Origin of the sequence: Microlunatus kandeliicorticis, assembly GCF_014137855.1 — a bacterium.
Classification (GTDB): Bacteria; Actinomycetota; Actinomycetes; order Propionibacteriales; family Propionibacteriaceae; genus Microlunatus; species Microlunatus kandeliicorticis.
In genome coordinates this window covers 975123-991561 of the sequence record NZ_JACGWT010000001.1, presented here as the reverse complement: position 1 = coordinate 991561, position 16439 = coordinate 975123, and the positions used below count along the sequence as shown (strand labels likewise).

Genomic DNA, 16439 nt, shown 5'->3' with positions numbered 1-16439 from the left:
CGGCGGCGGCACCCGGCGGTGCGGGCTCCCTCACCCTGGCCCCGGCCCCCAGACGTGTCAAGAAGTCCCGGGGACGCCCGTACGGCGGTGAGTTCGGCACCCGGAATGGTCCACCGGCACGGCCGCACCGGCACGGTCGGGTCGGCAGGGTCGGGCGGGTCAGCTGCCTCGTGCCACCACTCTGCGGGCCGCGGCCACCTCGTGCGCCGCCAGATCCAGCGGACCGTCCTCGGGCAGGGTCAGGTTGCGGGGCGGGCGGCGTTCGCGGAGCGCGGCGCCGAGATCCTCGAGGGCGTCGACCACCTCGTTCACGTCGGTCGGGTCGGGATGCTCCCCCGCGTGCCGGGCCAGCAGCACGGCGTGGCTGGTCCGGTCGACCGCCCGTTCGAGCTGGGCGATCAGCGGCCACCAGGCGGCGGCGCGGGTGGACAGCGGCGGCGGTTCGGCCAGCGCGCTCTGCAGCGCGGCGCGGACGTCGGAGAGCGCGCGGTAGGCCCGCCGCCGGGCCGCGCCCGAGGCCGGCCAGTCGTCCCCGAAGGCGACCCGGACGTAGTCGGCGAGCGCGGCGGTGGCGTCGGCCACCGTCCGGCCGAGCCGCGGACGCCAGGTCGACGGCCAGCACAGATATCCCACCACCAGCACGATCCCGGCGCCGAGCGCGGTGTCGGCCAGTCGCGCCAGCACCAGCGACGAGCTCACCGGGGCGGCGAAGTCGAGCAGCAGGAAGACCAGCGGGGTGATGAAGGTCGAGAGCATCCCGTAGTTGCGGCTCATGGCCAGCGGGAAGCCGAAGGCCAGCACCGCGATCGGCAGCAGCATCCAGCCGCCGACCGGGACCAGCTGGAGGACGACGGCCCCGACCAGCACCCCGACGAGCGTGCCGAGGGTGCGTTGCAGCCCGCGCGCGAACACCGAGCCGAGGTCGGGCTTGAGCACCAGGGCGGCCGTCAGCAGGATCCAGTACGGCTTCTGCACCGGCACGAGCTGCCGGACGATCTCGGCCACCACCATCGTCGTCCCGAGCCGGGCGGCGAAGGTCCAGGCGGTGCGGCCGAACAGCAGCACGGCGTAGCGCTGCAGCCGGTGCGCCTCGCGGTCGACCGGCCGCAGCTTGGCGCCGTGCGGGTCGCTCTGCGCCTCGGCGATCCGGGCCACCGCGGCGCGGACGCTGCCGGCGGTCGAGGTGGCGTCGCGGCGCAGCTGCTCGGGCGGTTCGGGCGGTCGCCAGTCGCGGTCGTGGGCCTCGACGGCGGTGGCCAGCCGGTCGACCAGGTCGGCCAGCTCGGGCGTCGGCTCCCCGCGCCGGGAGAACCCGTAGGCGGCCGCGGCCAGCCGGCTCGCCCCGGTGAGGACGGCGTTGAGCTCGCGGAGGTCGGCCCGCCGTCCCGAGCTGCGGGCGCGGGTGGTGACGACCACGTCGACCGCCTGGTAGAGCGCGACGCTGACCGCGTTGCGTTGCTCGGCGCCGGCCACCGGGTCGGGTCCGGCGGGCTCGCGGAGCATGGTGGCGATCATCCGCAGCAGCGCGACCGTCTCGGCCCGCGGCGCGTCCTCGGCGTGGTCGAACCGCGACTGGACGAACGACATCAGCAGCGACCAGCACGCCCCGACCAGGAAGGCCGGGATGATCACCCAGACCGACACCTTGGCGGTGACGCCGCCGGAGAGCGCGAGATAGACCAACAGCTGCAGGGCGGCGAAGGACAGCGTCGCGTTGATCGCGCTGACCAGGGCCGAGACCACGGCGAAGATGCCGACCACGGCCACCGCCAGGAGGCCGTTGCCCGCGGTGAGCTGACCGGCGACCAGGCCGACGAGACCGGCCAGCACCCCGGCCGAGGTCCGCGCGAACCGTTGGCCGAAGGTGCCGCCGCGGTCGCCGAAGGCGCCGACCAAGGCACCCATGCCGACGAAGATGGCCAGCGCCTGCTGGCCGAGCAGCACCCCGAGTCCCAGGGGCGCGACGATGCTGACCAGCACCCGGGTCATGTCCCGCCACGGCACCGGAGCCTTCTTCGGGGCGAGGATCCGCACCAGCCAGTCGGGGGCGATCGGGTCGAGCACGCTCGGGTCCCGACCCACCGGGCCACGGTCGGCACGCTGGCCGCCGGGGCGCTCGGCGAGCCGACCGACCGGGTCGTCGGCGGTCCGGGCCGCCGGCCGGTCGGTGCTCATGGCCCGGTTGCCGCCCTCGGCGCCACCGGCCGGTGTCGACTCACCGCCGGCGGATCCGGATCGGACCCTTGGCGGTCGAGGGGTCGACCACCTTGCCGCCCTGGGTGATGACCACCTCGCCGGCCGCGACCAGCCGACGGGCGGCCCGACGGGCCGGCTCCATCAGCTCGCGCCACCCCTCCGGGTCGACCGCGCGGGCTGCGTCGGAGGGACAGATGGTCGCGCTGGCCGCCCGGCGCGAGAGCAGTTCGGTGATCGTCGTCTCGAGCTGGGCGTCGACCTTGGTGACCTTGCGGCGACGGCAGGCGTCGCTGCAGTAGACGACGTCGTCCCAGTTGTCCGCCCACTTCTTCCGCCAGGCGAACTCGCGCCCGCAGCTGCGGCAGATCTTGGTCGGGACGTCCACGCCGTCACGGTACCGCCCGGCCCCACCGCCGGAACCGGGTCGGCACCGCCCGCCCGACCGCCAGCCGACCGCCAGCCGACCGCCAGCCGTCGGCCACCCACAGCCACCCAACCACCACCCGACCACCACCCGGCCACCACCCGACCACCACCCGACCACCACCCGACCACCACCCGACCACCACGTCGCACCCTTCCGGTGCACGTCGCACCCCCTATACCCGGTGCGAGGTGGACGCGGGCGGTGCGAGGTGAACCCAGGCGGCGCGAGGTGAACCCAGGCCGTGCGAGGTGAACCCAGGCCGTGCGAGGTGGACGCGGGGGTGCTGGGTGGACGCGCGCGGTGCGAGGTGGACGCGGGCGGTGCGAGGTGGACGCGGGCGGTGCGAGGCGGACCCGCCCGGGTCCGCGCCAGGAGTCAGCCGATCGGCGCCCAGTCGGGGCCGGTGGTGCCGAGGGTGTCGTCGAGCTTGGGGAACAGCGGCACCGGCTTCTGCAGCGGGGTGCCGACCTCGATCGGCCGCGACGCCCAGACGGCCTGCTGGGCGGCGTAGTCACCCATCAGCACCGGGTACGGCGCGTCCTCGCCGTCCGGGCCGTCCTCGGTGACCGAACGGATCTCCGGCTGCGCGGCCCAGGTGCCGACGCCGCCGAGCGAGGCGAACACCTGCTGGGCGGAGTGCGGGAGGAACGGCGTCAGCATCGTGTTGACGTCGCTGACCACCTGCAGCGCGGTGTGCAGCACGGTGTCCCGGCGGTCGCGGTCCTCGTCGGCCTTGAGCTTCCACGGCTCGGTCTCGGACAGGTAGCGGTTGGCGGCACCGGCCACCCGCATCGCCTCGCTGATCGCCGCCTTGAAACGGTTCCGGGCCAGCAGGCCGCCGACGGTGTCGAAGGCCGCGGCCGAGGTGCGGACCAGCTCGCGGTCGATGTCGCGCTCGTCCGGTGCCCCGGGGATCGCGCCGTTGTTGCGGTGCGCCATCGAGATCGCCCGGTTGACCAGGTTGCCCCACTCGTTGGCCAGCTCGGTGTTGTTGCGACGGACGAACTCGTCCCAGGTGAAGTCGGTGTCGGTGTTCTCCGGCCCGGCCACGCTGATGAAGTAGCGCAGCGCGTCCGGGCCGAACTCGCGCAGGAAGTCGGTCACGTAGATCACCGTGTTGCGGCTGGTGGAGAACTTCGCGCCGCTCATGGTCAGAAACTCCGAGCTGACGATCTCACTCGGCAGGTCGAGGGTGCCGAACTTGCCGACCATCCCGTTGTGGTCCCCGGCGCCGTTGTGGCCGAGCAGGATGCCGGGCCAGATCACCGAGTGGAAGACGATGTTGTCCTTGCCCATGAAGTAGTAGCCGAGGGCCTCGGGGTCGAGCCACCAGCGCTGCCAAGCGTCCGGGTCGCCGGTCCGGCGGGCCCACTCGATCGACGCCGACAGATAGCCGATCACCGCGTCGAACCAGACATAGATCCGCTTCATCGGCTGGTCGCGCCAGCCGTCGAGCGGGATCGGCACGCCCCAGTCGATGTCGCGGGTGATCGCCCGCGGCTTGAGCTCCTTGATCAGGTTCTCGCTGAACTTGAGCACGTTGGGCCGCCAACCGGTCCGGGTGGACAGCCACCCCTGCAGCGCGTGGGCCAGCGCGGGCAGGTCGAGGAAGAAGTGCTCGGTCTCGACGAACTTCGGCGTCTCGCCGTTGATCCGCGACCGCGGGTTGAGCAGGTCGGTCGGGTCGAGCTGGTTGCCGCAGTTGTCGCACTGGTCGCCGCGGGCGCTGTCGTAGCCGCAGATCGGGCAGGTGCCCTCGATGTAGCGGTCGGGCAGGGTGCGGCCGGTCGACGGGCTGACCGCGCCCAGCTGGGTCTTCGGCACGACGTAGCCGTTGCGGTGCAGGGCCAGGAACAGGTCCTGGACGACGGCGTAGTGGTTGCGGGTGACCGTCCGGGTGAACAGGTCGTAGGACAGCCCGAGACCCTGCAGGTCCTCGACGATCACCCGGTTGTACTTGTCGGCGGCCTGGCGGTTGGTCAGGCCCTCGCGCTCGGCCTGGACGTAGATCGGCGTGCCGTGCTCGTCGGTCCCGGAGACCATCAGCACGTCGTTCCCGATCATCCGCTGGTAGCGGGAGAACACGTCGGACGGGACACCGAAACCAGAGACGTGACCGATGTGGCGCGGGCCGTTGGCGTACGGCCAGGCCACGGCGGTCAGCACGCGAGAAGCCATGCGGGCCAGCCTAGAGGGCGCCCGGGACGGCCTCGACCGGCTTCCGGCTCCGTGGTCGTCGCCGCTGTCAGATCGACCGGGTCAGTGGGTGATCGTCAGGGTGACCGGCGCCGAAGGCCGTGTGACGTTGTCGGCAGCGTCCGACACGCTCGCGGTCAGCACGGCACGGCCGTACGGCTGGGTGGGCAGGGTGATCGACCAGCTGCCGTCGGCCCGCACCACGGCAGGCTTGCCCACGCCCGCGCCGTCCCGGGCCAGTCCGACGCGGGCGCCGGGCTCCCCGCGACCGCGGACGGTCGGCGTCCGGTCGGTGGTGTGCCGGCCGTCCGGCGGGCTGGTGATCGTCGGCCGGCCGATCGAGGAGTCGACGACGAACAGGTCCCGTCGCTCGGGTGAGCTGACCGCACCGGAGCTCTGCCGGGCGTAGACCGTGTGCTGTCCGGCGCTCAACGGGTGACCCAGTGTCAGCACCCACCGGCCGTCGGCGCCGACGGTGGCCTGCCCGAGCGCGGTGCGGTCGGCGAGCCGGGCGGTGACCGTCGCCCCCGGCGAGCCGGTGCCGGCGACCGCGGGGACCGCCCGGACCCGCGAGCCGGCCACCGGCCAGACGACGGTGGGCGGGTCCGTGGGACGGGTGGCCGGAGGGGCGCTGCCGTCGGTCACGAAGACCGGCCCGATCCCGACGGACGACCGGTTGCCGGCCGCGTCGCGCACGTAGGCCACCAGCGCGTGCACCCCCGGCCCGAAGCGGGCCCGGCTCGACCAGCGGCCGTCGGCACCGACCTGGATGTTGTCCGCGCCGACCAGGGTGCTGAAGCGGTCGCCGACACCCAGCTGGTCGCCGGGCTCGCCGCGGCCCTCGAGGGTCACCCAGCCCCCTGGGCTCCGGGTCCCGTCCGCCGGGGCGGTGACCGTCGGCGGAGCCGGCGGGGTGAGATCGACGACGAACCTCCGGGTCGCCCGGCCCGTCACCCCGGCGATCGTCGCGGTCACCGTGTGGGTGCCCTCGCTCTGCACCCCCAGCCGCTGGCTCCAGTGCCTCGACGCGCCGATCGTCAGGTGCCAGGGGGCGTGGTGGTCGACCTGGAGGGTCAGGTGCCCACCCGGCTTCCCCGTGCCGGTGACCACCGGGTCGACGACGGCCTGCGGGACGAACGGCGTCGTGATCACCGGACGGTCGGTGACCACGGACGCGACCAGGACGCGTTTCGGCCACGACCTCGGCGCGACGTTGCCGACCTGGTCGGCCGCGCTGACCGCGAGGGTGTGCGGCCCCTGGCTCAGCGGCGTCGTGAGCTGGAGGCTGGTGTAGTCGTCGGCGGCCCACGCGAACGTCCTCGCGACCCGGCCGTCGACGTAGAGGGTGCCGGAGGTCGCGGTGCCGTCGTACTGCCAGAGCGTCAGCCTCGGGGTGGCGTCGGTGAGCACCTCGCCGTCGCCGGGCTCGAGGACGCCGAAGCCGATCGGCGGGGTGTTGTCGGTCCAGAACCGGACCGGCGCGGCAGCCCGGCTCCGGACGCCGGCCAGGGTCTGGTCGGCGCTGAGCACGTGGACGCCGTCGACCTTTGCCGAGGTCCAGCGGACCGACCAGTGGCCCGCGGTCACCGGCGCCGACCCGACGGCCACACCGTCGGCGAACAGCCGGACGGTGGCTCCGTCGGTCCCCGTGCCGGTGGCGGTGAGCGTGGAGGCGTTGGTGGTCGACTGCTCCGCGGGTGCGGTGATCACCGGGGCGGCGGGCGCCGCAGGATCGACGGTGAAGGAGGTGGTCGTGGTCGCCGAGGTGCCGCCGGTGAGCGCGACCGAGAGCGTGTGCGGGCCGGCCGACAGGCCGGTGATTCGCTCGGTCCACCCGGCGTAGTCGACGGTGACCGGCGGCTGCGCGATCCCGTCGACCCGGATCGTCGCGGTGCTCCGTTCCTCACCGGAGCCCGCCACCTGCAGGTCGGCGCCGGTGACCGCGCCGGCGAACGGCGATCCGATCACCGGGGCGGCCGGCGGCGGGTACGGCGGCAGGGCGTGCGCCGTCGGGGGCGGGACCATCAGGACCAGCACCACCGCGGTCAGGAGCACCGACGCCCGACCGCGTCGACGTCGGGAGGTCGCTCCGGGAAGATCCTTCTGCCGACCGCGCACCGCGCACCACCGTCTCCGCCCAACCGCCGGGACGACCGGCCCGCCTCGGTGCAGGGTCTGCTGGCAGTCAAGCACCATCCGGGCGTGGCCGCAGCCCTTCCGCGGGTGGACACCGGACGGCCCGGGCACCCTGCGGGTGTCCGGGCCGTCCGACCGGGGGGCGGGACCTAGCGGGACTTGAGCCGGACCGTGATGGTCGGCGAGATGATCTCGCTCGAGTCCTTATTGATCTGCACCGCGTTGAACAGCGTGGTGCCCGGACGCAGCGTGATCGGGATCGACCACTTGCCCGAGCTGTTCACCGTGCCGATCCCGTAGAACCGACCACCGGTGCCGATGATCCCGATCCGGGTGCCCTTGGCCCCGGTGCCGCTCATGGTCAGCTTGTTGCTGGACACCGACACCTCGGTCTTCGGCGAGGTGATCTTCGGCTTGGTGGCCGACGTCGAGCCGATGATCTTGACCGTGGTGGTGTTCGACGACAGCGTCGGCTTGCCGCTGATCGACTGCGCGGCCTGGACCTTCCAGGTCCCGCCGGCGAGCACCGGGGTCACCAGGAACCACTGCCTGGTGCTCCCGACCGTCGCCGGCCCAACCTTGACCACCTTGGACCCGGAGGTCACGGTGAGCCGGATCGAGGCCTTCGGCTGGCCGGTCCCGATCACCAGCAGCCGGGTCGAGGTCGAGGTCACCTTGGGCGCGACCACCACCGGCAGGGCCACTGTCCGCAACGTCACCGTCACCGTGCCCGACCGCGGCGAGACGTTCCCGGCCAGGTCGACCTGGGAGGCCGTGAAGGCGAGCTTCCCGTCCTTCTGGGTCGGCAGGGTCAGCGACCAGGCACCCGTGGTGGCGTTGGCCGTGACCGTCCGGGGCGACCCGCCGTTGGTGTAGAGGGTCACCCGGGCTCCGGGCTCCGCGGTCCCGGTCACCGTCGGGGTGGCGTCGGTGATCTCGGTGTTGTTCCGCGGCGACGTGATCACCGGAGCCAGCGCCCGGCTGTCCACGGTGACCGTGGCCCGGGCCGGGTCGGAGGCCGTGGCGGGCAGCCCGAACACCGCCTGGGTGGCGGCGATCGTGTGGGTGCCCTCGCCGAGCGCCGGGTCGACGGTCAGCGTCCAGATCCCGTTGCCGCCGACGGTGACCGTGCCGCGCGGGCTGCTGCCCCCGTCGACGGTCACGCTGACCTGCGCCCCGGGCTCCCCGGTGCCGCTGATCGCGGTCACCGGCGTCGTCCGGTAACGGGTGGCCGGGGTGGTGATCACCGGAGCGGGCAGCCGGCCCCCGACAGGCAGCACCGTGACGGTGGAGCTCGCCGGGCTCGAGGTCCGCGCGCCGACGGTCTGCGTGGCCGCGATCACGTGCTGGCCGTACGGCTGGGTGGCCGTGACGTCCACCGACCAGGCGCCGGTGCTGCCGGCGGTGACCGTGTCGATCAGGGTGCCGTCGAGGGTGACCGCGACGGTGGCGCCGGCGGTCGCGGTGCCGCTGATCGTCGGCGTCCGGTCCGTGGTCGTCGACCCGTCCGCCGGGACGGTGATCACCGGGGCCGACGGACGCGGGGTGGTGGACACCGTGAACGAGACGGTCGGGCTGGCCGGCGACCGGTTGCCGGCCGCGTCGGTCTGGGTGGCGCTGACCGTGTACGGAGCGGTGGCCGGGTTGGTCAGCGTCGCGGTCCAGCCGCCCTGGTCGTTGACCGTCACCGGGGCCAGCGGAGCGCCGTTCACCAGCAGCACCAGCGAGGCGCCGGGCTCACCGGTCCCGCTGATGGTGACCGGGCCGACCGGCAGCTCCGCACCGTTCGGCGGCGTGCCGATCGACGGCGCGGCCGGTGCGGTTAGGTCGACCGAGACCGGGTGCGCCGACGACACCGAGGACGGGTTGCCCGCCCGGTCGGTCTGCGTGGCGGTCAGCACGTGCTGGCCCTCGGCGAGCGGGGCGCTGACCAGGCTCCAGTTGCCCTGGTCGTTGACCACGGCGGTGCCGAGGGTCCGGCTGCCGTCCTTGACGGTGACCGTGGCGGCGGGCTCGCCGGTGCCGGTGATCGTCGGCGTCGCGGTGCCGAGCACCGCTCCGGTCGGCGGGGTGACGATCACCGGAGCGGACGGGCTCACGGTGTCGACGGTGAAGGCGACGCTCGCCGTCCCGACCGCCGGCAGCCCGTTGGTGCCGGTGAGCGAGGCGACCGCGGTGTGCGGGCCGTCGGCCAGCGTCGGGAGCGTGACGCTCCAGCGACCGTCGGTCCCGACGGTGGTGGTCACCTGGGCGCCGCCGTCGACGGTGACGACCACGGTGGCGCCGGGCTGACCGGTGCCGGTGACGTCGGGCGTCGGATCGTTGACCGCGCCGCCGTTCGCCGGGCCGGTGATCACCGGGGCCGCCGGCGCGTCGGTGTCGACGGTGATCCGCACGCTGGTCGACGGGTCGGAGACGTTGCCGGCCGCGTCGGTCTGGGTCGCGCTGATCAGGTGCGGGCCGGCGGTGAGCGCCAGCGTCGGGGTGAACGTCCAGCTGCCGTTGGTCACCGGCGCGCTGCCCTGCGGGGCGTTGTCGATGTAGACGGTGACGGTCGAGCCGGTCTCCCCCGTCCCGGTGATCGTCGGGGTGTCGTCGGCGACGACGGTCCCGTCGGCGGGCGTGGTGACCACCGGCGCGACGGGCGGGGTGGCGTCGACCGTGAACGAGACCGGGGTGGACTCGCCGGAGTCGACGATCCCGACGGCCTGGGTGGCGGTCGCCGTGTGCGGGCCGTCGGCCAGCGGGTCGGTCAGCCCGAGGCTCCAGGCGGTGCCGGCGACGGTGGCCGTGCCGACCACCGTCCCATCCACCCGGACGGTGACGGTCGCGCCGTCGACGCCGGTGCCCGACACCGTCGGGGTGGCGTCGCCGACCAGGGCACCCGCTGTCGGCACGGTGATCACCGGGGCGGCCGGGGCCGTCGGGGCGATCTCGAAGCTCCGGGTGGCGGCGTTCGAGACGTTCTGCGCGGCGTCGGTCAGGGTGGCCGACACGGTGTGCGCGGTCGGGCTCAGGCCGGTCAGCGCGACCGACCAGATGCCGTTGCCGGGCACCACGACCGGCGGCTGCGCGGTGCCGTCGAGGGTCAGCGCCAGCGTGCTGCCGGGCTCGCCGGTGCCGGTCACCGTGGCGTCCGGTCCGGTGAGGATGGCGCCCTCGGTCGGCGCGGTGATCACCGGCGTGGCCGGCGCCTGGGTGTCGACGGTGAGGGTGACGTTGCGGCCCACCGAGACGTTGCCGGCCCGGTCGGTCTGCAGCAGGGTCAGCGTGTGCGCGCCGTCGATCAGCGCCGGGCTGACGGTGAGCTGCCAGAGCCCGTTGACGTCCACCAGCGCGGTCTGCGGCGCGCCGCCGTCGACCGAGACGGCCACGGTGGCCCCGGGCTCACCCGAACCGGTCAGCAGCGGCGTCGGGTCGTTGATCACCGCACCCGCTGACGGGCTGGTGAGCAGCGGCGCGGCCGGCGCCGTCCGGTCGATGGTGAAGGTGCGCCCGACCGAGGCGACCGACGTGTTCCCGGCGGCGTCCTGCGCGGTGGCGGTCACCGTGTAGCTGCCCTCGGCGAGCGTCGCGGTGGTCAGGCTCCAGATCCCGGCGCCGTTCGCCTGGGCGGTGCCGGCCGTCCCGCCGTTGAGCGAGACGGTCACCGTGCTGTTCGGCTCGGCCGTGCCGCGGACGGTCACCGTGGTGACGCTGAGCACGGCGTTGTCGGCCGGTGCGGTGAGCACCGGGGCGTCCGGGGCGACGGTGTCGACCACGAACGCGGTGTCGGTGGCGGTCGACAGCAGCCCGGACCGGCCGCGCTGGGTGACCGAGAGCTGGTGGGTGCCCTGGGCCAGCGGAGTGGCGAGGGTCAGGCTCCAGCGGCCGTTGGCCACCGGCGCACTGCCGACGGCGACGCCGTCGACGCTGACCAGCACCGTGTCACCGGTCTCGCCGGTGCCGCCGAGGGCCGGCGTGGTGGTGCCGACGACGGCCCCGTCGGCGGGGGTGTCGACGCCGGGGGCCGGCGGTGCACTGGCCAGCACCTCGAAGGTGCTGGTGGCCGTCGGCGAGGCGTTGCCGGCGGCATCGCGCTGGACCGCGGTCACCGTGTAGACGGCGTCGGCCAGCGGCGCGGTGACCGGGGCGCTCCAGGTGCCGTCGCCGAGCACGGTGACCACCGGCAGCGTGGTGCCGCCGACGGTGACGGTGACCCGGGCGCCGGGCTCTCCGGTGCCGGCCACGATCGGCGTCCGGTCGGCGGTGACCGTCCCGTTCGCCGGGCTGACCACCACGGGCACGGCAGGGGCCACGGTGTCGATGCTGATGATCACCACCGCCGAGGCGGGCGAGCTGCCGACGCCCTGGTCCTGGGTGGCGTAGAGGCTGTGCGGGCCGTCGGCGAAGGTCCGGGTCAGCGTCCAGGTGCCGCCGGAGCTGACGGTGGCGGTGCCGAGCACGGTCGCCGAGCCCTCGTAGAGGGTGACGGTGGCCCCGGCGACGCCGGTGCCCTGGACGGTGACCGACGGGTTGGCGGTGACCGCACCGGTGGCGGGCGCGGTGATCACCGGTGGGACCGGGCCCGAGGTGGTGACGGTCAGGGTGACCGTGGCCGAGGCCGCGGACTGGTTGCCGGCGGCGTCGGTCTGGCGCGCGGTGAAGGTGGCCGAGCCGTCGCTCAGCCCGGTGACCGGGACGCTCCAGGTGCCCGCCGAGGTGACGGTCACGGGGCCGTAGCTGCCGCCGCCGGACCGCTGGACGGTCACGCTGGCGCCGGCCTCGCCGGTGCCGACCAGGGTGATGTCCGGGCCGCGGACGAGGGCGCCGTTTGCCGGCGCGGTGATCAGCGGGGCGGCCGGGGTCGCGGTGTCGACCCCGAACTGGGCGGTGGCGATCGTCGAGGTGTTGCCGGCGGCGTCGGTCTGCACGGCGGTCACCGTGTGCGGGCCGTCGGTCAGCGGCGTGCTCAGGGTCAGCGACCAGGCGCCGCCGGAGACGGTGGCGCCGCCGGCGACCGTGCCGTCGATGCTGACGGTGACGATGGCGCCGTTCTCGCCGCTGCCGGTGATCGTGGGCAGCGCGGTGTTGATCACGGAGCCGTCGGCCGTCGCCGTGATCACCGGCGCGGCGGGAGCGGTCCGGTCGACGCTGAACGTGTGCGTCGCCGAGGCGGCCGAGACGTTGCCGGCGGCGTCGGTGGCGGTGACGAAGACCGTGTGCGACCCCTCGGACAGGGTCGGCGCGGTCAGCGCGTACGCACCCCCGGACCCGGCGGTCGCGGTGGTGGTCAGCGCGGTGCCGTCGACGGTAGCGGTGACGGTGCTGCCCGCTTCGGCGGTGCCGCTGATCACCGGGGTGGCGTCGCGGGTGGAGACGCCGTTCGCCGGGGTGGTGAGCACCGGGGCGGCCGGCGCGGTGGCGTCGACCTGCACGGTGACGCCCGCCGAGGTCGCCGAGGTGTTCCCGGCGGTGTCGGTCGCCTGCGCGGTGATGGTGTGGCTGCCGTCGGCCAGGTCGGTGTTCGGGACCAGGCTGAAGGTGCCGGCGCCGGTCGCGGTGGTGCTGCCGACACTGGTCCCGTCGACCCGGACCACGACGCTGCTGCCGGCCTCGGCGGCGCCCTGGACGGTCGGACGGCGGGTGGCCAGCAGGCTGCCGTCGGTCGGGGCGGTGATCACCGGCCGGGCCGGTGCGGTCGCGTCGATCGTGAAGCTGCGGTTGCCGCTGCTGGGCGAGACCGCGCCGTTGACGGTCTGGGTCGCGCTGATCGTGTGCGACCCGTCGGCGAGCGGCGTGGTCGGCGACCAGCTCCAGGTGCCGTCGTTCCCGACCGTGGTCACGGCGCTGCGGACGGTCCCGTCGACGGTGACGTTGACGCTCGCGCCGGGGGTGCCGGTGCCGGTGATCTCCGGGGTGGAGTCGTTGGTGGTGGTCCCGTTGCCCGGGCCGGTGAGGACCGGGGCCGCGGGCGGGCAGTCGATCCCGCCGACGGGCGCGGTCGCGGCGGCGCGGAGCGGGAGCAGGTCGACCCCGACGGTGGCCAGCGTGGTCCCGGTGGCCGGCGCCTTGACCGTGATCCCGATGCTCAGCACGGTGACCGCGGTGCTGGCCGACCGGCCGTTCCCGGTGGTGGTGGGGTTGTTGGCGGTCAGGGTGATCACCTGCTGACCGGCAAGTACGGTGCCGAGGGTGATCGTGGTGCTGGTCCCGGCGGCGAGCGTCCGGGTGGTGCCCTGGTAGGTGTAGCTGATCGTGTTGGGCGTGAAGGCGAACCCGGCGGCTCCGGTGCTGCCGTCGGCGGTCGCGCTGAGCGTGGTGTCGGCGATGTCGATCCCGACGGCGCCGAGGACGTTCACCCCGGTGACGCCACCGGTGACGCTGCCGCGCACGGCCTTGTTGAGCCCGGCGCCGACCAGCGAGGTGATGCCGCGGGTGGTGCCGGCCCCGGTGGTCAGCACCGGGGCGCCGAGGCTGATGCCGGCGATGCTCGGGTTGACCGTGACCCCGCCGGTGCGGACGTAGGCGTTGGAGAGCTGGTCGGGGACGCAGCTGGCGTCACCGGTCCACCGGGCGAGGTCGCTGGCGGTGAGCGCGCTGGCGCCGATGCCCAGCGCGTTGACCGCGGCCAGGTTGCTGGTCGAGGCGTCGGTGTTGTCGGGCGGAGCGGTCTGGCTGTTCGAGTCGACGGCCACACCGAGGCCGGCCACCGTGGCGCCCAGGTTCCGCGAGACGGCGGACGTGCGCGGACTGGCCCCGGAGTCCGCGGACGCGGCGGTGTCGGCCAGCCGGACGCCGGCCAGGTTGAGCCCGGCGGTGGTGACGCTGACGTTGGCGACGGTGCCGCCGGCGCTGCCGGTGAACGCGGCCGGGAGCGGGGCCGCGACGGCGCGGGACGCGCCGGTGCCGAGCAGGCCCAGCACCGTGCCCAGCACCAGCAGGCTGCAGAGGAAGGCGTTGACGAGACGTCTCACGAAGAACACTCCGGGGGGAAAGAGCACGGTGAGGTGCGGCCGACTCCCCCGAGCGACGTGCCGGGCCGCCCGTCCCACACGGTCGACACCAGCGTGCGCTACTCAAACACAGACGTCTAAGTTTCGCTAGAGCTGAAACTAAACTGGGCCTGACGGTTGGCTGAATCCTGTCGCACGCGACACGGCCCGACGGCGGTGATCATGGATCGCCGACGTCGGGCCGTGTCGTGCGTATGGGGAGAGAACCTCCTGGTCAGCGGCTTTCGCGTGTCACCTGGATGATCGCCGGGCGGGGTCCGCGCCACTCCCCCGGTGCCGGTCGGGCGCCGGCGGGAACGTAATCCGGGAAGGCGGAGTGCTGGTCGGCCCAGTCGCCGTCCTCGCCCGGGTGCTGGACGGCGACGAACACCGACCCGTCGCGATCATGGATCACCGGTCCACACGTCTCGGCCTCGACCGGGACGGCCAGGAACTGGGTCAGGTGGCCGCGCTCGGGTCCGTCCAGCGGCACCCGGAACAGGCCGTCGTTCCGGCCGATCGACCCCGGCTGCCCGTCGGTGGCGATCCAGAGGTTGTTTTCGGAGTCGAAAGCAACATTGTCGGGGCAGGAGATCGGAGCCACCGGTCCGTCCCAGCCGGCGAAGTAGGTGCCGGCCTGGTCGGTGTCGCCGCAGACCATGAACAGGTCCCAGGCGAAGGTCTGTGCGTCGGCGGCGCCGCCGGTCTCGGTCAGCTCGATGATGTGACCGTTCTTGTTCGCGTCACGCGGATTGGCCGCGTCCGCGCCGGGCTTGCCGGTCTTGACGCCGCGGTCGCTGTTGTTGGTGCAGACCACGTAGACCTTGCCGGTCTCCCGGCTGGGCTCGACGTCCTCGCAGCGGTCCATCGGCGTCGCCCCGAGCCGGTCGGCGGCGAGCCGGGTGAACACCAGCACCTCCTCGACGCTCATCCCCTCCACCGCCGAACGGCCGTCCTCGACCAGCGGCAGCCAACGGCCGGTCCCGAGGTTGTCGTTCCCCGGCCTCCGGGTGCCCTCGAACCGGGCGACGTAGAGGTCGCCCTCGCTGAGCAGTCCGAGGTTGTGGCGCCGGGCGGCCTTCGAGCGCCCGGGCCGGTAGCGGTCCCGGGCCACGAACTTGTAGAGGTAGTCGAACTTCTCGTCGTCGCCCAGGTAGGCCACGACCCGGTTCTCCCTGTCCACCCGGACGTTCGCGCCCTCGTGCTTGAACCGGCCCAGCGCGGTGTGCTTGCGGGGTGTCGACGACGGGTCGGTGGGGTCGATCTCGACGATCCAGCCGAACCGGTGGGGTTCGTTCGCGTGGTCCGCGGAGCGGGCGTCGAAGCGCGGGTCGATCTGCTCCCAGCCGTAGCTGCTCGGGCTGTCGGTCAGCCCGTACCGCTTCGACCCGACAGCCTGCGGATCGGCCCGGAAGTAGCCGTTGAAGTTCTCCTCGCCGGACAGCACGGTGCCCCACGGCGTGGTGCCGCCCGAGCAGTTGCCCAGCGTGCCGTGGACGCGGGTGCCGGAGGGGTCGGCGGCGGTCCGCAGCAGCTCCGAGCCGGCGGCCGGCCCGTCGAGCCGGAAGACGGTGGTCGCGGTGATCCGGCGGTTGCGGCGGGCACCACGGCGATAGCGCCAGGGCTTGCCGCGCCCGCGCCGCTCGAGCTGGACCACGCTGAACCCGTGGGCGGCCATCAGGGTGCGCAGCACCTCGGCCTCGGCGGCGACGCTGCTGGTCGGCGGGAACATGATCGCCCGGTTGGTGTACTCGTGGTTGCAGCACAGCAGCGCGCGGCGGCCGCGCGGGTCGGTGACGATCACGTCGGTGTAGTCGTTGTTGTAGCCGAACTGGCGCTCCTGGGCGTCGGCGTCCGGGTGCTCGGGGTCGAAGTCCGGGGAGTCGGCGAACAGCGGGTCGCCCCACCGGATCACCGGACGCCAGCCGAAGCCCGCGGGCACGGTGACCGCGTCGACGTCGTCGGGCACCGAGGCGATCGGGTCGAACCGCAGCGGCCCGCCCGGGCGGGCCGCGGGCGGCGTCCGGGTCGCGGGCGGGCGCCCGGAGGCGGCGGCCGGCTCGAGCGCGGTCGGCCCGACGGTCAGGGCGGCGCCTGCGGCCAGGGTGCCGCCGGCCAGCAGCAGCCGGCGCCGGGAGAGCAGCGCCTGCGAGGCGACGTCGGCGAACGTCGGCTCGGTGCTCTCGTTGGGGGTCGGTGCGGCACACGCGTTGTCGCACTTGAGCGCGCAGGTCACCGCGCTGCGGTTGCCGTGGGTCCGGCCGAGCATCAGCAGGGGCGGTCGGGTGCTGGTCGTCATGCTGAGAGGGTGCTGAGCAGGGGTGAACCGTCGGCGGGCGGACGGTGACACCCCGGTGAACTCGCCGGTGTCCCCGGCCCGACGACGCACAGGGGTGCCCGGAGTGCACGCACCCGTCGGCCCCGTCCGCGCCGCGGGAAACGCTGCTCGACCGCGGTCCGGCCTGGTTGGCTGGCGCCGTCCGGCACCCGCGCGGGACGAGGACCGCCGT

At 74.0% G+C, this 16439-nt stretch carries 7 protein-coding genes; all 7 read right to left on the bottom strand.

Features of this window, described 5'->3' with window-relative positions; all coding sequences use genetic code 11:
• Positions 1–159: 159 nt before the first annotated feature.
• Positions 160–2175 (bottom strand): FUSC family protein, encoded by a 2016-nt coding sequence (locus FHX74_RS04395; RefSeq protein WP_182558809.1) that lies wholly within the window; start codon positions 2173–2175, stop codon positions 160–162.
• 40 nt (positions 2176–2215) lie between these two features.
• The gene (locus FHX74_RS04390; protein ID WP_182558808.1) at positions 2216–2581 is read right to left on the bottom strand and encodes a DUF3253 domain-containing protein; all 366 of its coding nucleotides are present in this window, start codon (positions 2579–2581) and stop codon (positions 2216–2218) included.
• A 4-nt stretch (positions 2582–2585) separates the two neighbouring features.
• Complete coding sequence (locus FHX74_RS20980) at positions 2586–2765, bottom strand: hypothetical protein (RefSeq protein ID WP_182558807.1); 180 nt, start codon at positions 2763–2765, stop codon at positions 2586–2588.
• Positions 2766–2998: 233 nt separating this feature from the next.
• Positions 2999–4801: a methionine--tRNA ligase gene (gene metG, locus FHX74_RS04380; protein ID WP_182558806.1), complete on the bottom strand. Its 1803-nt coding sequence runs from the start codon at positions 4799–4801 to the stop codon at positions 2999–3001.
• Positions 4802–4882: 81 nt separating this feature from the next.
• Positions 4883–6874, bottom strand: coding sequence for an Ig-like domain-containing protein (locus FHX74_RS04375; protein WP_182558805.1), 1992 nt, complete (start codon positions 6872–6874; stop codon positions 4883–4885).
• 230 nt (positions 6875–7104) lie between these two features.
• The gene (locus FHX74_RS04370) at positions 7105–13911 is read right to left on the bottom strand and encodes an Ig-like domain-containing protein (protein WP_182558804.1); all 6807 of its coding nucleotides are present in this window, start codon (positions 13909–13911) and stop codon (positions 7105–7107) included.
• Between the two features lie 253 nt (positions 13912–14164).
• Positions 14165–16228 (bottom strand): PhoX family protein, encoded by a 2064-nt coding sequence (locus tag FHX74_RS04365; RefSeq protein WP_182558803.1) that lies wholly within the window; start codon positions 16226–16228, stop codon positions 14165–14167.
• Positions 16229–16439: the final 211 nt, after the last annotated feature.